The 24,842-nt window shown below is 65.0% G+C and carries 20 protein-coding genes; 9 read left to right on the top strand and 11 right to left on the bottom strand.

Going from position 1 to position 24,842, the window contains the following annotated elements:
- Nucleotides 1–7 precede the first annotated feature (7 nt).
- Nucleotides 8–1,222 carry a zinc metallochaperone GTPase ZigA gene (gene zigA, locus ACN6KF_RS23100; RefSeq protein WP_434959098.1) on the bottom strand — a complete coding sequence of 405 codons (1,215 nt, stop codon included), beginning with the start codon at nt 1,220–1,222 and terminating at the stop codon, nt 8–10.
- A 295-nt stretch (nt 1,223–1,517) separates the two neighbouring features.
- Between zigA and ACN6KF_RS23095 the strand changes: the two genes are divergently transcribed.
- The gene (locus tag ACN6KF_RS23095; protein ID WP_434959097.1) at nt 1,518–2,864 is read left to right on the top strand and encodes a nucleotide sugar dehydrogenase; all 1,347 of its coding nucleotides are present in this window, start codon (nt 1,518–1,520) and stop codon (nt 2,862–2,864) included.
- Between the two features lie 160 nt (nt 2,865–3,024).
- On the opposite strand, the gene ACN6KF_RS23090 is transcribed toward ACN6KF_RS23095, so the two are convergent.
- The 3 genes from ACN6KF_RS23090 to fmdA all read right to left on the bottom strand — a co-directional run bounded on the left by ACN6KF_RS23090 (nt 3,025) and on the right by fmdA (nt 5,220).
- A complete protein-coding gene (locus ACN6KF_RS23090; protein ID WP_434959096.1) occupies nt 3,025–3,324 on the bottom strand; it encodes an FmdB family zinc ribbon protein in 300 nt (99 codons plus the stop codon).
- A gap of 71 nt (nt 3,325–3,395) precedes the next feature.
- The gene (locus tag ACN6KF_RS23085) at nt 3,396–3,908 is read right to left on the bottom strand and encodes an AmiS/UreI family transporter (protein ID WP_434959095.1); all 513 of its coding nucleotides are present in this window, start codon (nt 3,906–3,908) and stop codon (nt 3,396–3,398) included.
- Nucleotides 3,909–3,993: 85 nt separating this feature from the next.
- Complete coding sequence (gene fmdA / locus ACN6KF_RS23080; RefSeq protein ID WP_434959094.1) at nt 3,994–5,220, bottom strand: formamidase; 1,227 nt, start codon at nt 5,218–5,220, stop codon at nt 3,994–3,996.
- Nucleotides 5,221–5,548: 328 nt separating this feature from the next.
- Between fmdA and ACN6KF_RS23075 the strand changes: the two genes are divergently transcribed.
- On the top strand, nt 5,549–6,286 hold the full coding sequence (locus ACN6KF_RS23075) for a response regulator (RefSeq protein ID WP_434959093.1): 738 nt from the start codon (nt 5,549–5,551) through the stop codon (nt 6,284–6,286).
- Nucleotides 6,287–6,301: 15 nt separating this feature from the next.
- On the opposite strand, the gene ACN6KF_RS23070 is transcribed toward ACN6KF_RS23075, so the two are convergent.
- Together ACN6KF_RS23070 and ACN6KF_RS23065 are read right to left on the bottom strand one after the other, a co-directional pair.
- Nucleotides 6,302–7,510: a response regulator gene (locus ACN6KF_RS23070; protein ID WP_434959092.1), complete on the bottom strand. Its 1,209-nt coding sequence runs from the start codon at nt 7,508–7,510 to the stop codon at nt 6,302–6,304.
- The gene (locus ACN6KF_RS23065; protein ID WP_434959091.1) at nt 7,507–10,143 is read right to left on the bottom strand and encodes an ATP-binding protein; all 2,637 of its coding nucleotides are present in this window, start codon (nt 10,141–10,143) and stop codon (nt 7,507–7,509) included. The genes ACN6KF_RS23070 and ACN6KF_RS23065 overlap by 4 nt, the downstream gene beginning before the upstream one ends.
- A gap of 300 nt (nt 10,144–10,443) precedes the next feature.
- On the opposite strand from ACN6KF_RS23065, the gene ACN6KF_RS23060 reads away from it, so the two are divergent.
- From ACN6KF_RS23060 to ACN6KF_RS23045, 4 genes are all read left to right on the top strand, one after another.
- Nucleotides 10,444–11,013, top strand: coding sequence for a TetR/AcrR family transcriptional regulator (locus ACN6KF_RS23060; protein ID WP_434959090.1), 570 nt, complete (start codon nt 10,444–10,446; stop codon nt 11,011–11,013).
- An 80-nt stretch (nt 11,014–11,093) separates the two neighbouring features.
- Nucleotides 11,094–11,783 carry an SDR family NAD(P)-dependent oxidoreductase gene (locus ACN6KF_RS23055; protein ID WP_434959089.1) on the top strand — a complete coding sequence of 230 codons (690 nt, stop codon included), beginning with the start codon at nt 11,094–11,096 and terminating at the stop codon, nt 11,781–11,783.
- A 13-nt stretch (nt 11,784–11,796) separates the two neighbouring features.
- The gene (locus tag ACN6KF_RS23050) at nt 11,797–12,765 is read left to right on the top strand and encodes an SDR family oxidoreductase (protein WP_434959088.1); all 969 of its coding nucleotides are present in this window, start codon (nt 11,797–11,799) and stop codon (nt 12,763–12,765) included.
- Nucleotides 12,735–13,352, top strand: a complete 618-nt coding sequence (locus tag ACN6KF_RS23045; RefSeq protein WP_434959087.1) for a class I SAM-dependent methyltransferase — start codon at nt 12,735–12,737, stop codon at nt 13,350–13,352. Before ACN6KF_RS23050 ends, ACN6KF_RS23045 begins: the two co-directional genes overlap by 31 nt.
- A gap of 39 nt (nt 13,353–13,391) precedes the next feature.
- Here ACN6KF_RS23045 and ACN6KF_RS23040 read toward each other — a convergent pair whose 3' ends face one another.
- From ACN6KF_RS23040 to ACN6KF_RS23020, 5 genes are all read right to left on the bottom strand, one after another.
- Nucleotides 13,392–15,413 carry a mechanosensitive ion channel domain-containing protein gene (locus ACN6KF_RS23040; RefSeq protein ID WP_434959086.1) on the bottom strand — a complete coding sequence of 674 codons (2,022 nt, stop codon included), beginning with the start codon at nt 15,411–15,413 and terminating at the stop codon, nt 13,392–13,394.
- A complete protein-coding gene (locus tag ACN6KF_RS23035) occupies nt 15,410–16,576 on the bottom strand; it encodes a 2Fe-2S iron-sulfur cluster-binding protein (RefSeq protein ID WP_434959085.1) in 1,167 nt (388 codons plus the stop codon). Before ACN6KF_RS23035 ends, ACN6KF_RS23040 begins: the two co-directional genes overlap by 4 nt.
- 104 nt (nt 16,577–16,680) lie before the next feature.
- Nucleotides 16,681–17,163 (bottom strand): class I SAM-dependent methyltransferase, encoded by a 483-nt coding sequence (locus tag ACN6KF_RS23030; RefSeq protein ID WP_434959084.1) that lies wholly within the window; start codon nt 17,161–17,163, stop codon nt 16,681–16,683.
- Nucleotides 17,160–18,458 (bottom strand): glycosyltransferase family 4 protein, encoded by a 1,299-nt coding sequence (locus tag ACN6KF_RS23025; protein WP_434959083.1) that lies wholly within the window; start codon nt 18,456–18,458, stop codon nt 17,160–17,162. Before ACN6KF_RS23025 ends, ACN6KF_RS23030 begins: the two co-directional genes overlap by 4 nt.
- A gap of 77 nt (nt 18,459–18,535) precedes the next feature.
- The gene (locus ACN6KF_RS23020) at nt 18,536–19,810 is read right to left on the bottom strand and encodes a glycosyltransferase family protein (RefSeq protein ID WP_434959082.1); all 1,275 of its coding nucleotides are present in this window, start codon (nt 19,808–19,810) and stop codon (nt 18,536–18,538) included.
- Nucleotides 19,811–20,169: 359 nt separating this feature from the next.
- On the opposite strand from ACN6KF_RS23020, the gene ACN6KF_RS23015 reads away from it, so the two are divergent.
- The 3 genes from ACN6KF_RS23015 (at nt 20,170) to ACN6KF_RS23005 (ending at nt 24,815) form a co-directional block, all read left to right on the top strand.
- Nucleotides 20,170–22,854 (top strand): ABC transporter transmembrane domain-containing protein, encoded by a 2,685-nt coding sequence (locus tag ACN6KF_RS23015; RefSeq protein ID WP_434959081.1) that lies wholly within the window; start codon nt 20,170–20,172, stop codon nt 22,852–22,854.
- A 77-nt stretch (nt 22,855–22,931) separates the two neighbouring features.
- Nucleotides 22,932–23,378, top strand: a complete 447-nt coding sequence (locus tag ACN6KF_RS23010; RefSeq protein WP_434959080.1) for a cyclic nucleotide-binding domain-containing protein — start codon at nt 22,932–22,934, stop codon at nt 23,376–23,378.
- A 261-nt stretch (nt 23,379–23,639) separates the two neighbouring features.
- Complete coding sequence (locus tag ACN6KF_RS23005) at nt 23,640–24,815, top strand: aminotransferase class V-fold PLP-dependent enzyme (protein ID WP_434959079.1); 1,176 nt, start codon at nt 23,640–23,642, stop codon at nt 24,813–24,815.
- The last annotated feature ends 27 nt before the right edge of the window (nt 24,816–24,842 follow it).

Here is a 24,842-nt window from a genome sequence, read left to right as displayed (position 1 = left end):
TCCCATCTCAAACCGCTTCCCAGGCCGGAAAAGGATCGCTGAGATGGCGATAGGCTTTCGGGTCGAAGCGGCGCCCACCGGCAGGCCGCACCAGGCAATCGTCCAGCGCCTTGCGGATCGCCGGCTCGTCGAGGCCAGTGCCGATGAAGACCAGTTCCTGCCGCCTGTCACCCCATACGTCGTCCCAATTGCGTTCGAGGATGCGCCACCAGTCGGGATGATCCGGCCAATGCCGCCGCGGGATGGCCGCCCACCAATGCCCCATCGCGCTCACGCGGGCGATGGCGCCCGCCAGCGAGAACTCGCCCACCCAGTCGGGCCGCGTCGCCAACCAGAAATGGCCCTTGGCCCGGATCAACCCTGGCCAGATCCGTTCGACGAAAGCATTGAACTTGTCGGGATCGAAGGGCTGCCGCGCGCGGTAGACGAAACTCTGGATGCCATATTCCTCGGTCTCGGGCACATGATCGGCGAAGCCGTAGAGTTCCTTGTACCAGAGGGGGTGGCGCTGCGCCTTCTCCTCGTCGAAGAGGCCGGTATCGAGCACCGCTTCCAGCCCGACCCTGCCGAAATCCGTCTCGACGATGCGCGCATCGGCATTCAGGGCCTGCACGACCTTGCGCACCAGCGCGAGATGATCGGCCGATACTTGCGAGGCCTTGTTGATCACCACGACATCGGCGAACTCGATCTGCTCGACCAGCAGATCGACGATAGTACGCTCGTCCGCGGCGCCCGCGGTTTCGCCGCGATCGCGCAGGAAGTCGTTGGAGCCATAATCGGCCAGCAGGTTCGCCGCATCGACGACCGTGACCATGGTGTCGAGGCGCGCGGCGTCCGACAGGCTCACGCCCGCCCCGTCCCGGAAGGAGAAGGTACTTGCAACCGGAAGCGGCTCGGCGATGCCGGTGCCCTCGATCAGGAGATAGTCGAAACGGCCTTCCTCGCTCAGGCGCCGGACCTCGGAAAGAAGGTCGTCGCGCAAGGTGCAGCAGATGCAGCCATTGGTCATCTCCACCAGTTTCTCGTCGGTTCGCGACAGGCCACTGCCGCCGTCACGCACGAGATCGGCATCGATATTGACCTCGCTCATGTCGTTGACGATCACCGCGACCCGCCGGCCCTCCCGGTTGTTGAGGACATGGTTCAGCAGGGTCGTCTTGCCCGCCCCCAGGAACCCCGACAGCACGGTGACCGGCAGCCTCTTGTCTTCGATCTCCATAACGACTCCACAAGTAATGTTATAACATAACATTACTTGTGGCTTTCCCGCTTGGCAAGCAGCTTGGCGGCGAAGAGGGGCAGCCCTCGGAGCGACCTGAAAACACCGCACGCCCGGAGGGTTCGGCTCCGAAGAACTTGCCTCAAAAATCGTGGCAAGCCGAGAAAAATTCGATTTTGTCATGCCCGTGCGTCGTCCCGGTGATGACAAAGGTTGAGGTTTCCGTGAGTCTTCTGTCAGGCTCTGAAGACCGGGCTCCGATTGCCCGCTTGCCTTCCGTCCCGCCCTGGCTGATATGCAGGACATGCAGTCCCCCCTCGCCGCCGCCCTCCTCGCCCGCATCCAAGCAAGACAGGCCGTGATCGGTATCATTGGCCTGGGCTATGTCGGCCTGCCGCTCGCCATCGCCATTGCCGGCGCCGGCTTCAAGGTGCTGGGTTTCGATATCGACTTGAGGCGTGTGGCCGCCCTCAACGAGGGCGATGGGCTGATCAAGCACATCTCCAACGAGCCGATCCGCGAGGCCATCGCCAAGGGCCTTTTCGAGGCCACCGCCGATTTCGACAGGCTCGACGAGCCGGATGCCATCCTGATCTGCGTGCCGACGCCGCTGACACGCCAGCGCGAGCCCGACATGTCCTATGTCGCCAACTCGACTGCTTCGATCGCGCAGAAGCTCCGGCGCGGCCAGCTCGTCATCCTGGAATCCTCGACCTGGCCCGGCACCACCGAGGAATTGATGAAGCCCGTGCTGGAGGCTGATGGCCTGGTCTCCGGCCAGGACTTCTTCCTCGCCTTTTCGCCCGAGCGCGAGGATCCGGGCAATCCCGTTTATGGCACCCAGAACATTCCCAAGGTCGTCGGCGGCGACGGCGTCGATGCGCTCGCCTTGGCCAAGGCCCTCTACGATGCCTTCGTGAGCGCCACCGTGCCGGTCTCCTCGCCGGCGGCGGCGGAGGCGGTCAAGCTCACCGAGAACATCTTCCGCTCGGTGAACATCGCCCTCGTCAACGAATTGAAGGTGATCTACGACGCCATGGGCCTCGACGTCTGGGAGATCATCGAGGCCGCCAAGACCAAGCCCTTCGGCTACATGCCCTTCTATCCCGGCCCGGGGCTCGGAGGGCACTGCATCCCGATCGACCCCTTCTATCTGACCTGGAAGGCGCGGGAGTTCGATATTGCCACGCGTTTCATCGAGCTCGCCGGCCAGATCAACACGGCCATGCCCCGCCATGTCGTCGACCGCCTGGCGGAAGCCCTCGACAAGCGCTTCAGACGCGGCCTCAACGGCGCCCGCATCCTGCTGATCGGCATCGCCTACAAGAAGAATGTCGACGACACCCGAGAGAGCGCCTCGTTCAAGCTAATCGAGATCCTGGAGGAGCGTGGTGCCACGACCGATTTCCACGATCCCCATGCGCAGGTGATTCCGAAAACGCGCGAGCATGCCGCCCTCACCGGGCGCCGCTCGGTGGTGCTGACGGCCGAGACGCTCGCTGGCTATGATGCCGTGCTGATCGCCACCGACCATGACGGCGTCGACTACGGCCTGGTCGCCAGCGCCGCGCGGCTGGTGGTCGACACCCGCAACGCCTGCGCCAAGGCCGGCGCGGACATGGCGAAGGTGGTCAAGGCGTGATGGGAGCGCGGACTTCTCGGCTCCGGGTTCTGACTTGTCTGCTAGAACGCTCGACATGCGGTGTGCCGATCTCCAGACCGGCATTCTTGGAAACGTTGCGTTTGTCGGTAGAGAAGATGCCGATCTAGAGATCGGCACACCAATTTCACACTCCCGGGAATCAATGCCCGATCATCCATTTGTGGCGAGTCGAAGGGCCTTTCTTGCCGACCTTACAGATTCCGCAGCCGCAGCCGGCAAGGTGGGCCTTCTTCACCACCTTCGGCTCGGTGCCGCTCTTTTCGGAACGGGCGAGGGCACGGCGCAGCTTGCCGTTCATCAGGCTGAGCTGCGGGGACGCGACGTCCCGTTCGCTGAGTTCGCTGCAGCCCGGGCAGGCGCAGGCCTTGGTTGCGTCCGCCATCGCCACCCATTCGTCGAAGGGCCCGCAATCGTCGCAGACATAATTGTAGAGCGGCATGGTTGTCTCCCAGGACAAGACGCTTTTGGCACCAAAACAGAAGATGCCGCGGGGCGTACCCCGCGGCAGGTTCACAGCTTGCCTTCCAGCAGCAGCAGCCCGGGGATCCAGCCGGTAACGATGCCGGAGGCCACGGTCGCCAGCCCCGTCACCCTGAGGATCGGGCGCTTGAGCGCCAGCAGCAGGAAATACATGAACCAGAGCACGGCCCAGATCGCCCAATTCAGGCCGAGCCAAGTATCGGTGAAGCTCTGGGCCGAGGTCAGCCCCTGAAAGGCGATGGGCACCACGGTTACAGCCACGAACAGGCTGAACCAGCCCAGCCCCCGCCCATCGACCGTCACCACCCGGTTATAGGCGACCCACAGATAGGTGGTGGTGAACAACAGCGTCAGGGCAGCAGCCTTGATCGAAGCGGCATCAGCCTGAGCGCCGAAGGCCGAAGACAGGGCGACGCACAAAGTGACGAATCCGGAGACCACGTTGATGACGACGATCTCCTTGTCGTCGATCTTCCCAAGCAGCCACAGCCCATTCAGGAACAGGACGGCTCCGACATAGAGCAATGCAAATCCAAGCAGCATGATGGCCTTTCCTCCACACGCAACGCGTCGACCGGAGATGCACTCCGGTCGAAGCGCGGGTTTCATGATGTGTGCGAGGGGGTGATCAGCTCGTCTTGGCGACGTCTGGGCCCGACACCTTCTTGGTCGGTCCCGAGGCGTTCGGATTGATGTCGAAGTCGAAGATGGCGGTTGGAATGGCCAGCGTGGCGCAGACATTGGGAATGTCGACGATGCCGGCGATGCGCCCCTCCACCGGCGCTGTGCCCAGGATCATGTAGGCCTGCTCGCCCGAATAGCCGAATTTCTTGAGATATTCGATGGCGTTGAGGCAGGCACGCCGATAGGCGACATGGGCGTCGAGGTAATATTGCTCGCCCGTATGCTCGTCGACCGAGATGCCCTCGAAGATGAGATAATCGTCGAAATGCGGGTCGATCGGGCTCGGCTTGAAGATCGGGTTGGTGATGGCGTATTTGGCCATGCCGCCCTTGATCACATCGACGCTGATATCGATCCAGCCGGCCATCTCGATGGCGCCGCAGAAGGTGATTTCGCCATCGCCCTGGGAGAAGTGGATGTCCCCCATCGAAAGGCCGCCGCCCTTCACATAAACGGGGAAATAGACCTTGGAGCCGCGCGACAAATTCTTGATGTCGCAATTGCCGCCATGCTCGCGCGGCGGCACGGTGCGCCAGGCTTCCGCCGCGGCCTTGCGGGCGGCATCCCCCGACATCTGGCCCATCAGGGCCGTGTCGCCATAGGGCAGGGCCGCGAGCGGCGGCACACGCTCGGGATCGGTCGCCACCAGTTCCGCCTCGCGCCGGTTGGCCTCGGCCAGCAGCTTATGATCGGGCAGGCAGCCGATCAGGCCGGGATGGATGAGGCCGGGATAGCGCACGCCGGGGATATGGCGCGAGGTGGTGTAGATGCCCTGGAAGTCCCAGATGGACTTGGAGGCATGGGGATAATGCTCGGTGAGGAAGCCGCCGCCATTCTCCTTGGCAAACAGGCCGTTGAAGCCCCATTCCGAATCGGGCAGGGCGCCGATGTCGAGAATGTCGACGACCAGAAGGTCGCCGGGCTCAGCGCCTTCCACACCGAAAGGGCCGGAGAGATAGTGCACGCGGGTGAGGTCGACGTCCCGGATGTCGTTGGCGCTGTTGTTGTTGCCGATCTGGCCGCCGGTCCAGTCATAGCATTCGACGCGGAAAACGGCGCCGGGCTTGAAGGTCTCGACCATCGGGATGTCGGGATGCCAGCGATTATGGGTCTTGATCGCCTGGTCCTCGGGAGCCTTTTTCAGATCGACGGAGAATGCGGTCTTGGGCATCGGTTCCTCCTCCTGGGGCCGGCCTGCGGGGTACTCCGGGCCGAACCGTCACGATGTTCTGTGCCCGCGCCACAAGGGAGCAGCCGGGCCGTTCGTGCAGGGGGAGCCTAGGAGCGCCCTGTAACCACCATGAATCGTCCGACCACGGTTTGTGTAATTTTTTGTAACCGGGAAAGACGGAGGTAAGCGCCGAATTGACCGTCCCTTGGCCATACCCCCCGGTTTTTCAGCGGAATTGGCACAAGAACCCCGGCCAGGGCCCTATACGCTACCGCCATGTCCCGCTGCCCGTCTCGACCACAGGCGGCATTGCGACTATCCTGCCGCCATGCCAGCCGCCGACGCCAAGCCTCGCATCCTCGTGGTCGATGACGATCATCGGCTGTGCCGCTTTCTGGAGAAATTCCTGTCGAGCGAGGGCTATGCCACCGCCAGCGCCAATGAGGGGCGGGCCATGCGCCGCGCCATGGCGGACGAAAGCTTCGACCTGGTGATTCTCGACCTCACCTTCCCCGCCGGGGAAGACGGGTTGAGCCTGGCGCGCACGCTGCGCAGCCAATACGACCTGCCGGTGATCATGCTCTCCGGCAAGAGCAGCACCATCGACAAGGTGGTCTGCCTGGAACTGGGCGCCGACGACTACATCACCAAGCCCTTCGAGCCGCGCGAATTGCTGGCCCGCATCCGCACCGTGCTGCGCCGCTTCACCCGGCGCATAAACCTGCCCGAAACGGTGGAGCACAGCGCCTCCCCCGCCATCCGCTTCGCCGGGTGGCAGCTCGATCCCTCGCGCTACGAACTCTGCTCGCCGCAGGGCGAACGCGTGCGCCTGACCAGCCAGGAATTCCAGATCCTGTCCGCCCTGGTCGAGCGGCGCGGGCGTATCCTCTCGCGCGACCAGATCCTCGACATCGTCGCCAATCGCAACTGGACGCCCTATGACCGCAGCATCGACGTGCTGATCGGCAAGATTCGCCGCAAGCTGCGCGACGATGTGCGCGACGCCCAATACATCAAGACCATCCGCGGCGTCGGCTACATGTTCGCAGCCGAAGCGCGGGAGTAGGCGCGTGAGCACCCCTCATCCCCCGCCTGCCAGCCGCGCCTGCGGCAGATAGAGGTTGATCGTGGTGCCCTCGCCCGGCGTGCTGACGATGCCGAGGCGCCCGCCGGCCTGGCGCACGAAGGCATCGACCATCGCAAGGCCTAGGCCGTTGCCTTCCCCGGATGGCTTGGTGCTGAACAAAGGTTCGAGGGCCCGGCGCCGGACCGCCAGCGGCATGCCCTGGCCGGTATCGGTCACCGACAGCAGAACATAGGCACCCGGCAGCAGGCCAGAGGCCACGCGCGCGTCTTCGGCCGCCACCAGGATATTACTGGCTGCAAAGGTAAGGCGTCCGCCTTCGGGCATGGCATCGCGGGCATTGAGGGCAAGATTGAGCAGGCTCGATTCGAGCTGGCCGGTGGGGATCTCGACCGGATGGAGATCCGGCGCGACCTCGAGGACAACAGCCACCTTGTCGCCCAGCGTGCGATTGAGGACGCGCATCAAGGGCGGCAATTCCGTGCCGAGAGCGACGACCGCCGTTTCCTCGATGCGCCTCGCCCCGAAGCTCAGCAGGCGCGACGCCAGCTCCGAGCCGGACCGCGCGGCATCCAGGGCATCGGCAACGAGTTCGTGCAGCTCCGGCTGGCTATCGAGCCGCTCCTGCAGCCAGCGCAGATTGGAATAGAGCACGGCCAGGATGTTATTGAAGTCGTGGGCGATGCCGCTGGCGAGCTGCCCCATCGCCTCCAGGCGCTGGGTCTGGCGTAGACGTTCGGCAATCCGGCTCTTCTCCTCCACCAGGCGGATGCGTTCGAAGCAGCGATCGAGCAACGCCAGCAATTCCTCGGTGTAGAAGGGCTTGGAGAGGTAGTCATAGGCGCCCGCCTTGAGAGCCTCCACCGCCGTCTCGATCGAGGCATAGGCCGTGACCATCACGCAGACGAGATCGGGATTGCGCTGGCGCAGCGCGCGGACGAGATCGACTCCATCGCCGATGCCGAGGCGGACGTCGACCAGCGCCACGGCGATACGTTCGCGAGCAAGCATGTCCAGGGCCGCCGCCGGATCATGCGCGATCGGGGTATGATAGCCTTCCAGGCTCAGCAGGCCAGCAAGGCTGGAAGCGAAATCGACATCGTCGTCGACGATCAGCACGCAGCGCGTATCCGCCTCTTCGCCACCGGAGGAAGCCCCCGACGCGCCGATGATGTCGGCGGGCAGTTCACTGTCCTCGTCCTTCATGGCCGGGTCGCCGGAATGCAGGGCAGGACCAGCGATATCAGCGTGCCCTCGCCGGCCTCGCTCTCGACCCTGACTTCGCCGCCATGCTGTTCGAGGATACGCTTGACCAGCGGCATGCCGAGCCCGACGCCGAAGGCCTTGGTGCTGAACAAGGGCTCGAAGATACGAACAGCCACCTCCGGGGACATGCCGCTGCCCTTGTCGGCAATACCAAGCACCACCCGATCCCCTTCCCGGCGCGTGGCGATGGTGATGGCGCCCTCGTCCTGCACCTTGCCCTCGCAGGCCTGCACCGCATTGACGAGCACATTGGAAAAAGCCTGGCGCAGCCGCTCGGCATCCGCCGGCACGGCGCAATCGGCCTCGAGATCGAGGGTGATCAGAGCGCGGGTGGCCGCATCCTGCTCGCCGGCCTGCTGGCGGACCCAGGCATCGATGGCGACGGGCGCGAGCACCAGCGGCCGCTTACGCGAGAAATCGAGCAGGTCCTCGATGATGCGCACGCAACGCCAGGCATTGCGCTGCAGGCGTTGCAGTTCGCCCATTACCGGCTCGCCGGCGTCGCGCAGCGAACGCCTGAGCACATCCGCCGAGGTCACCAGCGTACCGAGCGGGTTGCGCAATTCATGGCTCACCGTGGCCGTCATCTGGCCGATCGCGGCCAGGCGCTCATTGCTCGCCAGCTCCTGTTGAGCCTGGTGCAGGCGCTCCAGCGAAGCGACCAGGTCACGCTCGGCAAGCTCGCGGCTTTCGTGCGAGAGCACGATCCACCAGGCGCCGATGCCAAGCAGGGGGAGGAGAGCCAGGAAGACCCGGAGCAGCAGGGCGCCGCTGTCGAGATGCGGCTCCTCGGCGCCGGGTTCGATCAGGCGATAGGTGAGCAGGAACACGGCTGCGGTAACGATGGTCAACGCGAACCCCACTCCCCCGACCTTGAGCAGGCGCTGGCCCATATGCGGGGCGATCTTGCCGATCAGCGTGCGCCCGAAATAGCGCGAGCGCGAATCCTCCAACACGCCGCCGGGCGATTTGCAGACATCATGGCAATGCGAATCCAGGCTGCAGCACAGCGAGCAGATCGGCCGATCGTAGAAGGTGCAATGCACCATGTCCGGGCGCTCATAGTCGAGCCCGCAGATCTCGCATTTGACGATAGCCTGCCGGCGAGCAGCCACTTCTTCCCGCGGACGTGCGAGATAATAACGCCCCCCAGTCGCCACACCGATGAGTACTGCGCTGGTAAGGGCGGTGAAGAAGGCGATCGGCGCCGCATAGGCTTCCGCCAATGTTCCGAAGCTGCCGACAAAGCAGAGCACGGCGACGATGGAGGCGAGCGCCATCGAGCCGCAGCCGACCGGGTTGAAATTGTGGAGATAGGCCCGTTTGAACTCGGTGAAGGGCGGGCTGACCTTGAGCGGCTTGAGGATGGCGAGGTCCGCGAAGATCGAGCCGATCCAGGCCGAGGCGATGATGGAATAGACGGCCAGCACCAGCGCCAGGGTCTGGAAGATGCCGAGCAGCATCAGCAGGAGCGAGATCAGGATGTTGAAGACCAGCCAGACCACCCGTCCGGGATGGTAGTGGGTGACTCGCGAAAAGAAGTTCGACCAGGCGAGCGAGCCGGCATAGGCATTGGTGACGTTGATCTTGACCTGCGAGATCAGCACGAACACCACGGCGACCGCCAGCACCACGGCGCTATCGGCGCTCACATACTCATAGGCCTTGATATACATGTGAACGGGCTCGAGCGCGGTCGCCTGCGACAGGCCCGAGCTGACCACCAGCACGGCCAGGAAGCTGCCGCACAGGATCTTGAAGCCGCCGACCACGATCCAGCCCGGCCCCGCCGCGATCACCGCCGTCCACCAACGCCAGCGATTTTCTTCCGTCTTGTCCGGCAGGAAGCGCAGGAAGTCGACCTGCTCGCCGATCTGGATCGACAAGGCACCAAGCACGCCGATGGCAGAACCGAAGGCGAGGAGGTTGAAGCCCCCGCCGCCTGCCGCGCTGCCAGCGAAGGCGACCCATTCGCCGAGCGTGCCGGGATGGCCGATGGCGATATAGACGAAGGGAAGCAGGTGCAGGACGATCCAGACGGGCTGGGTGATCATCTGCAGCTTCGAGATCATGGTAACGCCCATGAAGGTGATCGGGATGATCACCAGCGAGGAGATGATGTAGCCCAGCACCAGCGGCACATTGGCGAAGAGCTTCAGCGCCTGTGCCATGATCGCCCCTTCGAGGGCGAAGAAGATGAAGGTGAAGGTGGCGTAGATCAGCGAGGTGATGGTCGAGCCGATATAGCCGAAGCCAGCCCCACGGGTGAGCAGGTCCATGTCGATGTTGTAGCGGCTCGAATAATAGGCGATCGGCAGGCTGGTCACGAACACGAACAGGCAGGTGACCAGGATGGCCGGAAAGGCGTTGGCGAAACCATAGCTGAGCGTGATGGTGCCGCCGATCGCCTCCAGGGCCAGGAAGGAGATGCCGCCAAGCGCCGTATTGGCGATGACAAAAGGGGACCAGCGCCGGAAGGACCTGGCCGCATAGCGCAGCGAATAGTCCTCCAGGGTCTCGTTGGCGATCCAGGAATGGTAGGATCGCAAGGCGGGCAGGCGCGGAATGTCCACTAGCCACCTCGCCCGATAGGACGCATGCGCCTCAGGCAAACCTCGACTGGCATCCAATCCCCTCCCGGTCCGGACACCGCCATCCTATCGCGGTTCCAGGCCTGATACGGTCCGCAAATCCCGGTGTGACCCCGATTGAAGCGGCCGAATCTTCTTCGCTCCGACAGCGTTGCCCCTTGGCGGCGGCATTGTGGTCCGCCCCTATCGAGACTGCAAGCCAACGCTCGGCATCTTCGATCTTGACGGAATCCGTTCGGATCTCTATAAATGAGTATGTACTCACTCAAATGAAACCGAACCGTGGCCCGTCCTCTCAGCGAAGCAAAGCGCCAGGCGATCCTGGTATCCGCCACCAGGCTGGTGGCGGCCATGGGGATCGGTGCACCGACGGCGAAGATCGCCCAGGGCGCGGAGATCGCCGAGGGCACGCTGTTCAAATATTTCGCCAATAAGGACGAGTTGCTCAACCAGCTCTATCTCACCCTCAAGACCGAACTCGGCGGGTCCATCATGCAGGGCTTCGCCCCCGATGCCAGCATAAGGGAGCGTGCCTGGCACATCTGGAGCCACTGGATCGACTGGGGCGCGAAATATCCGGTGAAACGCAAGGCCATGCGCCAACTCGGCGTATCCGAGCGCATCACACCGGCCAGCAGGCAGGCAGGCCACGCAGCCTTTCGTGACGTCAGCGCTGCTTTCGAACAGGCCCACGCGCTGGGCCCGCTCCGGGATCAGCCGATGGCTTTCCTGAGCGCCGCGTTTGAGGCGCTCGCAGAGACGACCCTGGAATTCACCGCGCGGGATCCGGATGGGCGGGAAGCCTACAAGCAGGCCGGCTTCCAGATCTTCTGGGGCGGCCTGGGCAGCTAAGGCGACCTTACTCATAGAACTCTTTTACACGTTAAATGAGTGAGCACACACTCTTTATTCACCGAAACGGGAAGTGAACCATGTCTAAGATCTGGCTGATCACGGGTGCCGGCCGCGGGCTGGGGCGTTCGATCCTCGAAGCGGCGCTGGCCGCAGGCAATAAGGTGGTGGCGACGGCGCGCGATCCGGAGCGCCTTGCCGATCTCAGGGAACGTTATGGCGACAGGTTGCTCAATCCAGCGCTCGACGTCACCAATCCGGCCCATGCCCATCGCGCCGTCATGGTCGCTGAAGCTGCCTATGGCGGCCTCGACGTGCTGGTCAACACGGCCGGCTACGCTCATCCGACGCCCCTCGCGCAGGCCGGCGACGAGGGTCTCGCTGCCCGAAGCGAGACCAATTTCCTCGGCACGGTCAATCTGATCCGGGCCGCCCTGCCGGTGATGCGCAACCAGCGGGCCGGCCATATCATCAATATCTCCTCCCTCGGCGGACGCGTCGCCACACCCGGCTTTACCGCGGCTCTGGCCCGAGACGTCGGGCCCTTCGGTATCAAGGTTACCGCCTTGCAGCCGGACGCCCCCGACGAGATTGCCTGGCTGGTGGTGGAGCTTTCCGGTCGCCAGGAGTCGCCGCGCCGCCTCATGCTCGGTGGCGGAGCGTTTCAGGCCTTCCGCCAGCCCGAAACCGGCCGGCGGAGCACGGCAGCCGAATGGGCCGCCTCGGCGCGCCGACCGGTTTCGCCCGCGCCCAATTCCCAGCTTTGCTGAGGGCTTGACAATCATGAGCACAACCAACGGGTCTTGGACCACGCGCGACGTGCCGCCCCAGCGGGGCCGGCGTGTGCTGATTACCGGCGCGACCGGCGGCCTCGGCTACGAGACGGCCCTGGCCTTGGCGCAGGCGGGCGCCGAGGTCCTGCTGACCGGCCGCAATCCGGCCAAGGGGCAGCAGGCGCTCGCGCGTATCCGCGCTCGATGCCCCACCGCCATCATCCGTTACGCCGACCTCGACCTCGCGGATCTCGGTGCGGTTGCCGCCTTTGCCGATCGCCTGGACGATGAGCAGGAGGGGCTGGATCTCCTCGTCAACAATGCCGGCGTGATGACACCACCCGTCCGGCACGAAACCCGGAATGGTTTCGAGCTGCAATTCGGTACCAATTATCTCAGCCATTTCGCTCTTACGGGCCGGCTGTTGCCCCTGCTGCGCCGGGGCAGGGCCCCTCGCATCGTCAATCTCAGCAGTGGGGCACACCGACTGCTGGCGGATATCCATTTCGACGATCTGCAATGGCGTACAAGCTACAAACCCTGGCGGGCCTACGCCCAGTCCAAGCTCGCCATGATCCTCTTCGCCTTCGAGTTGCAGCGGCGTAGCGACGCCTTCGGCTGGGGCCTGATCAGCAATGCCGCCCACCCCGGCTATGCCGTCACGGATCTGCAGAGCAGCGGTCCGCGCCTCGGCCGTAACAGGCCCCATCCAATGGCGTGGCTGACCCGGCTGATGCAACCGCTGATGTCCCAAACTGCCGCCGAAGGCGCGCTGCCGACGCTGTTCGCGGCGACATCGCCCGAGGCCAGGCCATCAGGCTATTACGGCCCACAGAACATGTTCGAACTCAAGGGGCCGGTCGGGGACGCCAGGATCGGCGACAAGGCCCGCGACCCGACCCTAGCAGCCCGCCTCTGGACCATTTCCGAAGAACTGACAGGTGTGACATGGCCGAACCATCAGCCGAGCTTCGTTTGACCGATCCGGACACGTCCTGTGCCGATTTCTCCCGTTTCTTCCGCGCCTGGGTGACGAACCCGCTGCGCGTGGCCGCCGTAGCCCCCTCCAGCGACGCGCTAGCCCGAGTGATGACCCGCGAGATCTCACCGGCACACGGTCCCGTGCTGGAACTCGGGCCCGGCACCGGCGTGTTCACCCGCGCCTTGCTGGCGCGCGGCGTCGCCGAAAGCGACCTGACGCTGATCGAGTTCGGCGCCGATTTCGCCCGCATGCTGGGAAACCGCTTTCCGCGGGCTCGAATCGTATCGATGGACGCCGCTCATCTCGCCCAGCATGCGCTGTTCCTGGGCAGCCCCGTCGGCGCCGTGGTCAGCGGCCTGCCGCTGCTTTCGATGCCGCCGGACAAGGTGGCGGACATCGTATCAGGCGCCTTCCATTATCTGCGTCCGGACGGAGCCTTCTACCAGTTCACCTATGGGCCGCGCTGCCCCGTTCCCCGCGCCGTCCTCGCAGAGCTCGGCCTGCAGGCCGAGCGCATCGGCGGCGCCTTCTGGAACCTGCCGCCCGCCGCCGTCTACCGGATCACGAGGGCAAAGCGCTTTTGAACAAAATGCTGCAGAGGCGGAGTCTGAAGAGCTGAACCCTCAGGCGACGGCCGGCTGCCCGCCCGGGAACACCTGTGTTCCCGGGAATGCTTGTGATCCCGGGATTACTACCGTCTGCAGGCCGTCGGCGAAAGAGATACCGGCGGCCTTGAGAGCGGTCTCGATGCGCTTGAAGGCCTCGGCCCGAACATCGAACTGCTTGCCCGGTGCGGTCTGGAACTTGCAACGAAAGATCTTGATGCCGGGATCGATGCGATAGAGCTTGGCTTTCAGCGGCTCGCGTATCAGCGGGCCGATATCGGGATCGGCCTGCATGCCCTCGCCCACCTTCTTGATGATCTTGCGGACCTGTTCGGAATCCACGGCCACGGGCAATGGCAGGTTGAACTTCTCGATCACCCAGTCGCGGGAATTATTGCGCACCGTGCCGAGCGAGCCATAGGGCACGAAATGCAAGGGGCCGTTGTGGTGGCGCAGCGCCACGGTACGCAAGGTGATGCGCTCCACCGTGCCCTTGGTGCTCGAGCCACTCTCGATATATTCGCCGATGCGGAAGACGTCCTCGACCAGGTAGAAGATGCCGGCGATGATGTCGCGCACCAGCGCCTGGGCCCCGAAACCGACGGCGAGGCCGAGCACGCCGGCTCCGGCCAGCAGCGGCGTGATCTCGATGCCAAGGGTCCACAGGGCGGAGAGCACCAGAAGCACCAGCAGGACAATAGCGCTGGTCATGCGCAGCAGCGGCAGCAGGGTGCGCAGGCGCGCATTGGGGCCGGGCTCCGCATGGGGATCGAAAGGCCCGATGGCGCGCAGGCGCCGGTCGATCAATTCGCGGATGGCGACCCAGCCGACATTGATGACGAGCGCCAGGCCGGCGACACCGAGCAGATGCAGCACGAAGCGCATCAGCGGGCTGTCGCCCCCCGCCATGTTGCGCATCGGCGCATCCAGGGCGATGAGGGCGGCGCCGATGCCGAGCAGCACCACGACATAACGCGACATGGACAGCACGATGTTCGGGATGAGGCCGGCGCCGATCGTGCTGCCGTCGGGCGTCACCTCCTCGGGCCAGTAGAAGAACACCCAGCGCCGCAGCCGCGCCTGCACCGCCGCGACGATGACCAGGATCGCCAACAGCGTCGCGAGTGGGCTGCCCGCCGCGAGCCAGACGCCGTAAATGCCGAGGATCAGCGCGGCCGCGAGGAAGCCATAGGGAAAGCGCGGCAGGCGGCCACTCGCCCTGGCGGCGGCCCGTCCCCGTCTCAGCCCCGTCAGAACGGCGACCAGCACGATGAGCGTGATCAGGGTGGCTGATATCACCCGGACGGCCGAGGCCGCGTGGGACGCGCCAGCGACATATTCCAGGAGTTCGGGCAGGAGATGGCTGAGGGCGAGCAGGAAGGCCATGCCGACAAAGCCGGCCACGAAGCGCTGCGCATGGGCGGGATCGATGTCCCCGAGCCGCAATTGCGGATGGCCGGGCGCGGCGATGACGTCAGCCACGAGCCAGGCCAGGCGCACGAACACGATGAGCAGGATCGAGGCGATCACGAAGCCGTCGAAGCCGGCCGGCCAGTCGAAATAGGCGGCGGCGCCGACGATGGCCACCACGAACAGGACCAGGCCGAAAGCACGCAAGGCGAGGCGCCGCATGGCGAGACTGAATGCCTCCCGGCGGCTCGTGAGGGCGGCCGCCTCCAGCGCGATCACCGCCGGCGTGGCATAGGTCCAATAGAGCCATTCGGCCCCCGCCCCGACGATGACCAGGATGAGGCCATAGGTCAGCGTGACGATGCCGTTGCCGGTCGGCATCGCGGTGGAGACTTCCGAGACAAGGCGCGCGAACTCGCCGGGCGCCAGAGCCAGGCTGCTGGCGATGCCCGAGAGGCGATGCTTGGCGGCCTGCAGCAAAGTGGCCACGAAGGCCGAAAGCTGCCCCTGCTGGACCGTCTGGTCCTGGATCAGCGCGGCAGTGCCGAGGGTTTCCGCCTGCGCCCGCTGCAGGGCCAGGCCGGCGGCCGAAGCGCATGCCAGGAAGGCGACGATGCTGCGTTTGCTCATGGCACGGCCTGCGATGGCAAGGTCTGCGATATGGCTCCGCCGGCCGAAGCTGCCGCCCAGCCGGCGGGATCGCGCGCCGCGGTGACATCGGCATAGGCCGGGTGCAGGCGGCTGATCGAAACGGACTCGCCCAGCAATCGGGCCTGGCAGGCCAGGCGCTGGCCGGCGCCTGCCTTGATGCGCGCCAGCGTCGCCCGTTCGTCGGCACCGATCGGCGATAGATTGGCCGTCCCCTCGTCCACGGCGACCAGGCAGGTTCCGCACCGGCCCCGGCCGCCGCAGACATGGGCATGGGGAATGCCGCTGGATAGGCTGATCTCGAGCAGGGAAAGGCCGGGCCGCCCCTGGCCGAGAAGATCTCCGTCATAGTGCACGCTGACCACCTGCTGCCGATTCCCCAGCACGCGCCTCACCATCACGCCGCAGGCCAGCAACACCAGGGCGACATAGGCCAGCAGGGTCGTGTTGCGGATGGCGCCGATCTCAGCCTCGGCATGACCGAAACGCGCCATACTGGCGGCGATCGCTGCCTGCCATTCGGGCTCGGCAGCAAGCCTGGCCATCGCATCCTTGCCGCCCTGTACGAAGCCGAGCAGGGCGGCCACGGGCAGGATGAAGAACAGCGGCGTCAGGATCAGGCCGAGGCGCCGCCAGATCGGCTTGAGCACCAGCCAGGTATAGAGCCCTACCGCGCCATGCACCCAGACCACCACCACGGCGAGCACCTGCAGCAGCGCATTGGCGGGCGCGAAATGCCAATAGGCTGCCAGCACCAGGCCGAAATCGGGTTTGAACCCGGCGTCGATCAGGCTGAACACCTGCGCGAACAGGATATGATTGATCAAAAGGGGGGTGGCGAACAGGCCCAGAACGATCTGCAGCCAGTCCGTGCGCGACAAAGCCAGGCTCCGTCGTCCGGCAATCGCCATGAGGCCGAGAACGCCATGCACCAGGGCCGCGGCCGACAGCAGCACCAGGCCCGGCATGGTGCGCCAGGGCAGTTGCAGAAACGGCTTGGCCTGTTCCATGGCCTCGATGGACATCAGGCCGAGGGCAGCGTTGACGAGATGCATCGTCACGAAGACGAGCAGCACCAGTCCGGCGAGGAGCCGCAGCCGACGCTGGAGCGAGCGCATACGCTGGGAAAGGGGAAGCGCCGACAAGGGACCCGCCTGCCGCTTGAGTTCATTGCCGCCATCATCCTACGAAATTCGTAAGATTCAATGATCCCGGTAGCGGACGAAGACGCTCGTGCTTCCAGGCGTCCCTACACGGTGCGCCGATAGAGGAAATAGCGCCCGGCCGGCACGTCGGCCGGCGGATCGAGATGCTGGAGCGCGGAATGCCGCAATGGCAGGCCGCTGGCGACGACGCCGCCGGGCTGCAGCAGGCCGGCGGCCAAAGGCGGCAGCCAGCGCATCGTCTCGGCGTCGACTTCGGCATAATTGGTTTCGATATCGGCATGCACCAGCGCCGCGCCAATGCCGGTGAAGCGGGCAGCGGTCTCGCGGATTTCGCCGAGCACGAGATCGTCCTCAGGCGGCACCGAGCTCTTATGCGCACCGAGGGCTCGGTCGAAGGCGATGATACGATGGCCTGGCAGTCTCTCGCGCAGATGATCGAAGGTCCGCCCATTGCCGAGCCCAAGTTCGAGCACCGGGCCGGGCAGCCCGTCGATCAGGCCGCAGACATGGTCGAGCACGTCGCGCTGGGCGCTGACCCGGCGGATGAAACTGTCGAGGCGACTCACGAACCCTGCTCCGCCAGGGTCGGTGCGGACGCCACGGCCGCGCCTTGTCCGGCCAGCACCGCGTCGAACTTGCCGGCGAGCGCCGCAATGCCGGCTTCGAAGGAGAAGGCTTCGCGCACCCGCCGATAAGCGCCGGCTCCCAGGCGATGGCGCAAGACGGGATCTTCGGCCAGGGAACGCAACCCTTCGGCGAGGGCTGCCGGATCGCTCGGCGGCACCAGCAGCCCTTCCTCGCCCTCGCGCACGAATTCCGGCACGCCGGCAAAACGCGTGGAGAGGATGGGCAGAGCCTGGGTCGCCGCTTCCATGATCACATTGGGCAGTCCGTCGCGGTCGCCGCCCTCGCCTTCCTTGCAGGGCAGCACGAACAGATCGGCCATGCGCAGGGCCTCGATCACATCGCTTTGCGCCAGCGCCCCCCGCCAGGTGATTCGGTTGGACAGGCCAAGGCTCTCGGCCTGGGCCTGCAGCGCCTTGCGCAGCTCGCCGCCGCCAATATGGGTGAGGCGCCAATGGAGGCTCGGAGGCAGCCGCGCCAGTGCCGCGAGCAGATCGTCGAACCCCTTCTTGGCCACCGCGCGCCCGACCGTGACGATCTCCACCGGCGCCTCGGCGCTGCTGCCGTCGCGGGGTGGGCGCACGGCCGGCGGCAGCGGGAAGCGGCCGAGATCGAGCCCGTGATAGAGCAGGCTGACACGCTCGGGATCCCCAGCCGGCGCCAGTCTCTGCAAGGCCTCGACGCCACCACGCGTGCAGGTGACACCCCATAGGCTGTCGGCGATCTTTTCGCGCTTCTCCCAATCGGTGGTGGTCCAGATGTCCTTGGCATGCGCCGAGAAGCTGAAGGTCCGCCCGGTGAGCAAGGCGGCGTAGCGCGCCACCGAGGCCGGCGTGTGCAGGAAATGCACATGGATATGGCTGACAGCCGGATCAAGCTCGCGCGCCATCACCAGGGCCTGGCCGAGGCGGCGGCCCCGGCTCGCGCTGAAATCGCGCCTGAGATCGCGCGTGAACAGCCCCATCAGCTTGAAGAGCCTGGGACGCTTGAGGGCGCTGATCGCCCCCGCCAGCACCCGCAGCGGGGCCTGGTGCAGATATTCGGGCAGGTAGACCGGCCGGGCCTTGATCTGCCGGTTCAGCATGTGCACGGCCCCGTCCGTCGGCTGGCGCAGCGACCAGATCTCGAAGGCGAAGCCCGCCTGCTCCAGCGCCAGGACCTCCTGGGCGATGAAGGTCTCTGACAGGCGGGGATAGCCCTTGACGACGATGGCAATGGGAGTGCGGGTTGATGACATCAAGATCCGGTCACGGAAAAGCTTTGTTGGTAACTGCTCGCTTTAGCAGGGACTTTTCTCGAGCGCCCGGGAAATGGTCAGGTTCCAGCAACGCGCCCCAGCGGGACCGCGCCTGACCTGGCCTCGAACCAGGGTGTCGCCAATTGCTCGATGCGGTCGAGGCCATCGAGCAGATGGGGCAGGAATGCCTTGGACGGCAGGGGCTGGTCGGGCAGGTTGCGGATGGCCTGCGCCATCTCCAGCGGATCGCGGCGGGCGCCGGGATTGAGGTTGTTGCCGTCCAGCATGGAGACGAGCCCGAGGCGGGTGGCGTGCTCGGCGCGGATCGTCTGCTCGCGCCGGGGCGTGGTGCGCGGCACGATCAATGCCCGTTTGTCGAGCGAGAGGATCTCGCAGAAGGTGTTGTAGCCGCCCATCGAGACGATGCCCTGGGCCTTCACCATCAGATGCTCGATCTTGGCGTCGAAGGTGATGGCATCGACGTTGGGCAGGCGGGCGATGCGTTCCATGAAGGGGCCACGGCGGTCGCGGGCGACGAACGGCCCGAACACCAGCAGAGCGGGGGTCGGAATGCCGGGATCGCGCTCATAGGCCGACAGCACCCAGTCGACCAGTTCATGCCCGTCGCCGCCACCGCCGGTGGTGACCAGCACGAAGGGGCCCTTGGTCAGCTTGGGATAGCGGATCAATTGCGGCTGAGGCGGCAGTTCGCGGCGCAGGAAACCGGTATAGACGATGCGCCGACGGACATGCTCGGGCAGGTCAAGCCCGGCCAGCGGTTCGTAGATCTCGCGCAGGCCGTAGACCCAGACGTCGTCGTAGTAGCGCGCCAGCGCATCGACGGCGCCCTTGCGCTCCCATTCCGGCGCCAGCACCGAAGGGTCGTCCATCACGTCGCGCACACCGAGTACGATACGGGCCCCGGCCCGGTGCAGTTCCTCGAGCGCCGGCAGCAATTCGCCGCGGAAACCGGTCGGCTCCTTGTCGACGATCACCAGGTCCGGCTTCAATGCGCGGGCTGTCTGCAGGATGATACCCTCGCGCATCGCCACCGCTTCGTCGAGCGACAGGTTGAGGCTGAGGGTGGTGTAGTTGCCATCGGCATGCTTGACCACGCCAGGCACGCGCACATAGTCGACCCCGTCGCCGAATTCGAAGCTGCCGATCACCGGGGAGCCGGAGATGATGACGATCGAGGCGTCGGGGTGGCGTTCGACCAGGCGGTTGGCGATGGCGCGCGAGCGCCTGAGATGGCCAAGGCCAAAAGTATCATGGCTGTAGATCATCACGCGCGGGCCGCCGGAGCTGCGTGGCGCGCGACGGGATATTCCCGGCCCGGGCTGATGCAACATGACGACTAGCCCCCCGAGCCTTTGCTGGATGCTCTACGCATTAATACCCAATTCGATCCTGATCGACGCCGTATAGCGGCTCGCGCCAAACAGCGCGGCCAGCCAAGCAGCACCGCCACCATCCGATACCACTTCGGGTTCATCATAAACATACCGCGTCGCAGCGACAACGGGCAGATGGCGGCATTCTCAGTGCAATGAACGCCCGCCTGCACCTGCCAACCCTGGCAGCCACGATACGCAAATACGAACGCTAAACATGGTTATGTAACAAGCTTTTGTCAGCTAACATGGCAGCCTCGTTGACGGATGCCCTGCAAGCTCCTACTTCCACGACACTGGAAAACAGGTGTCACCCGTTGGACCCTAGCCTCTTTCGATATGTCTGGCGGCACTCGCGCGGCGAGCAGATCTTCCTGCTGCTGGTGATTCTTGTGTCCCTGCCCTTCTATTGGATATCGCTGGAAGTCCCCAAGCACATCGTCAACCAGGCGATTCAGAACGGCGCCTTCGAAGGCGGCAACAAGACGGCGCGCCTGTTCGAGATGTCGCTCTCGCTGCCCGATTTCCTCGGCGGCGCCACCTGGCGGATCTTCGACGGCCTCGAGCTCACGCGGATACCTTTCCTGTTCGCGCTCAGCCTGTGGTTCCTGGTGCTGGTGCTGATCAACGGCGCCTTCAAATATGTCATCAACATCCGCAAGGGCATATTGGGCGAGCGCATGCTCAGGCGCCTGCGCTTCGATCTGTTCTCGATCCTGATGCGCTTCCGGCCCGAGGACATCGCTCCCCTGAAGCCGGCCGAGGTGGCCGGGATGATCAAGGACGAAGTCGACCCGATCGGCGGCTTCATCGGCGATGCCTTCATCCAGCCGATCTTCCTGATCACACAGGCCGGCACCGCTTTGCTCTTCATCCTGATGCAGAGCCCGAGCCTGGGCCTGGCCGCCCTCGTCGTGGTGCTGGCCCAGGCGATCATCATCCCGATCCTGCGGCGCGAGCAGATCCGCCTCGGCCGCGAACGCCAGCTGGCGTCGCGCCAACTCGCGGGGCGAATCGGCGAGGCGATCGAGACGGCCCCCGCCCTCCACACCTTCGGCGCCACGCGCTATGTCGAGGCCGAGATCGGCGACCGGCTGGGTGGCCTCTACACGATCCGCGCCAACCTGTTCCGCCGCAAATTCGCGGTCAAGTTCCTCAACAACCTCCTGGCCCAGCTCACGCCCTTCATCTTCTACGCCGTGGGCGGGTACTTTGCCGTGATCGGCACGGTGAGCATCGGCTCCCTCATTGCCGTGATCAATGCCTACAAGGATCTTCCCGCGCCGATCAACGACCTCATCACCTGGGACCAGCAGCGCCAGGACGTGCAGGTGAAATATGAGCAGGTCGCCGCCCAGTTCTCGCCCGAGCGCCTGCTGCCGCCGGCCAATGGCAAGACCACGGCGATTCCCCCCGCCGACACACCGATCCAGCTTACCTCGGTTAGCGTGCAGGATGCCCGTGGCGTCTCGCTGCTCGACCGTCTCTCCCTAACGCTGGAAAGGCCTGGTCACATCGCCCTGGTCGGGCCGGCCGGCTCCGGCCGGGACATCATGGCCCGCATCGTCGGCCGCCAGTTCCTGGCCTATCAGGGCAGCGTGAAGATCGGCGAAACCGAAATTTCAGCGTTCTCCGACCTCGAACTCAGCCAGATCCTGTCCTTCGTCGGCCCGGATGCCCTGCTCTCGCCCGGCTCCATCCGCGACAACATCCTGTTCGCCGCCCAGCGCCGGCCGCCCGCCCTCGGCGACATCTCGGTGCTCGTGTCCGACAACGTGCAATACAAGACCTTCCTCGAAGCACGCCGGTCCGGCAATCCGCTGATCTCAGCCGATGCCGACTGGACGGACTACCAGGCGCTGGGCGTGGCCGGGCCGCAGGAAGTCGACGACGCGATTCGCAGGGCGCTCGACGCCGCCGGCGCCTTCGCGGACATCAACCGCTTCGGCGTGCGCGGCCGCTTCGACGACAGCCATAGCGACGCTTTCCTCGAGCGATTCGTGCGGGCACGCCAGGTCGTGCGCGAGCGCCTCGCGAGCAAGGGCATGTCCCATCTGGTCGATCCCTTCGACCCCCAGCTCTACAACGCCGGCGCCTCTGTCGGCGAAAACCTGCTCTTCGGCGTGCCCAAGGGCAAGAAGCTGCATATGGACAGCCTGCAACGCAACAATTTCATGCGCTCCATCCTCGAGGCCGAGGCCCTGCTGGAGCCCCTGATCGATTTCGGCCTGCGCGTGGCCGAGATGGCCGTGGAAACCTTCGCCGGCCTGCCGCCCGAACATCCCGTGTTCGAGCGCTATTCGGCGATTCGCCCCGAGGACCTGCCGCGCTTCCAGGAGATCGTGGATTCCGTGCACGCACGCGGCACCACGAGGGCGCTCTCATCCTCGGCGCGCACGCGGTTGCTCGGCGCGGGCCTTGCCTATATCGAGCCGCGCCATCGCCTGGGTCTGGTCACCGAGGCTTTCATGGCGCGTGTGCTGCGCGCTCGCCACAGCTTCCGTACCCACCTGCCCTCCCATTACAGCGGTGAGATCGAGTTCTACGATCCCGCCAGCTACATGCGCGCCGCCCCGGTGGGAGACAACATCCTGTTCGGGCGCATCAGCTATGGCATCGCCAATGCTCCCGAGCGCGTCTACGCGCTGGCGCGGGCCGTCGTCGAGGAACTCGGCCTCGACAAGGACATCTTCGCCCTCGGACTGAATTTCGAAGTCGGCAAGAATGGCTGGCAGTTGCAGCCGGCGCAGCGCGCCCGCATCGCCATCGCCCGGGCCCTGGTCGCCAATCCCCAGATTCTGGTGATGGAGAACGCGCTTTTGGCCTTTTCCAGCACGGAAGCCGAGGAGCTTCTCCATAGCGTGCGCAGCGCCATGCAGGGGCGCACCTTGATTGCAACCCTGCCGAGCAGCGGCCAGGCAGAGGGATTCGACCGGATCATCGAGTTCGAGGGATCAAGAATCGTCACTCGCGATATTGTTACTCTTGCGCAGAGTGCCTAAATGATGCTTGGATTGCAGCTGGATTTTGCCTCGATTGCTCAACGAGGGGTTGTTTGGGTTGAGCGGGGAGAGGGACCTTGGATCTCGATCTGGAAGTCAAGACCATCAGGAACGCGGCGATCTTCACGGGTATAGATCCGTGCAAGATGCGGCTGCTTGCCTGCATGAGCGAGCAGTTGACCTTCGAGAAGGGCGACTATCTCTTCAAGGTGGGAGAGATTCCTGACGCTGCCTATGTCATCCTCAAGGGCGAAGTCGAAGTTCTTGCCCAGAACGGCGAGAGCCTCATCACTGTCGGCACCGAAGGCCCGGGCAGCATGATCGGCGAAGTCGCGGTGCTTTGCGACGCACGCCGTTTCACTTCAGCGCGGGCTCATACCGAGATTTCGGTCATGCGCATCAACAAGGACTGCCTGCTGCGCATGATGCAGGACAATCCGCAATTCTCGATGTCGATCGCCAAGGAACTGGCGCGCCGCGTCATGCAGATCGCCACGCAGGACGCCCACGTCCTAACGCATTGAAGCGCCTGACGCATTGAGGCGCCTGACGGGTGCGCTTCAACCAGCCGCTGCAGCTTTGCGGCGGCCACATCTTGCTTGGCGAATTTACCTACAATTACTTGCATTGTGAAGGCTTGGCAGGCAGGACTCGGGGGCAGATGGCGCCATGCCATCCCCTGGAGCGAGGTGCGTTTCAAACGCAGTTTCGTTCCGATTCCGTTTCGACGCGTCTTTGCGATTCCGGATGACTCCATCGGATCGAGGGACGCCTAAGGAACCGCCATGTCCCTTGCGCTCGATCGCCTTCGTGCCGAAACCCCCGGTGTCGCCAATCGCATCCATCTCAACAATGCTGGCGCAGCCCTGATGCCGGCGCCAGCGGTCGATGCGATGACCTCCTATCTCAGGCGCGAAGCCGAGATCGGCGGTTATGAGGCCGCCGAAGAATCGGCAGCCCGTCTCGACAGTGTCTATGACAGCCTGGCCCGCCTCGTCGGCGGCGCCCGCGACGAGATCGCCTTGACGGAGAATGCCACCGTCGCCTGGCAGATGGCGTTCTATGCTCTCCCTTTCCGGCCCGGCGACCGCATTCTCACCACCACGGCCGAGTATGGCGCCAACTACATCGCCTTCCTGCAGGTCGCCAAGCGAACCGGTGCGGTGATCGAGGTCATTCCCGACGATGCCGACGGCGTGCTCGACCCCGCCGCGCTCGAGGCCATGATCGACGACAGGGTCCGCCTGATCGCCATCAACTGGATCCCGACCAATGGCGGACTGGTCAACCCAGCCGCCGCCGTGGGCGCCGTGGCCCGGCGCCATGGCATTGCCTATCTTCTCGATGCCTGCCAGGCGGTCGGACAGATGCCTGTCGACGTCGAGGCGCTCGGCTGCGACATGCTGTCCGCGACCGGCCGCAAATTCCTGCGCGGGCCGCGCGGCACCGGCTTCCTCTATGTGCGCCGCAAGCTCTGCCTCACGCTCGAGCCGCCCATGATCGATCATTTCGGCGCAACCTGGGTCGACAAGGATCATTATCGCTTGCGCGACGATGCCAGGCGCTTCGAGAGTTGGGAGAACAATTACGCTGCGCGGCTCGGGCTGGGCGTCGCCACCGATTACGCCCTCGCCGTCGGCATCGAGGCGATTCGCGAACGCTGCCTGGCGCTGTCACAGCGGCTGCGGGAGGGCTTGCGGTCGCTCCCGCGCCTGCGCATCTTCGATCTCGGCCCGCACCCGGCGGCCATCGTCACCTTCGCGGTCGATGGCCTAGAGGCGGAGGAGGTCCGCCGCCGCGCGACCGAAGCCGGCATCAATCTCAGCATATCCAGGCCGGGCAGCACTCTGCTCGATGCGCTCGCCCGCCATCTGCCGATATTGGTGCGTGCCTCCCCGCACTATTACAACAGCGAGGAAGAGATCGACGCGCTGCTCGCGCTGCTGCAGAAAATGCACTAGTGGCAGGCTGGCGCCCAAGCATTCAAG

It is taken from the genome of Labrys methylaminiphilus subsp. lupini, from assembly GCF_051161885.1.
GTDB lineage: Bacteria > Pseudomonadota > Alphaproteobacteria > Rhizobiales > Labraceae > Labrys.
This window is presented reverse-complemented; position numbering and strand designations above follow the sequence as displayed.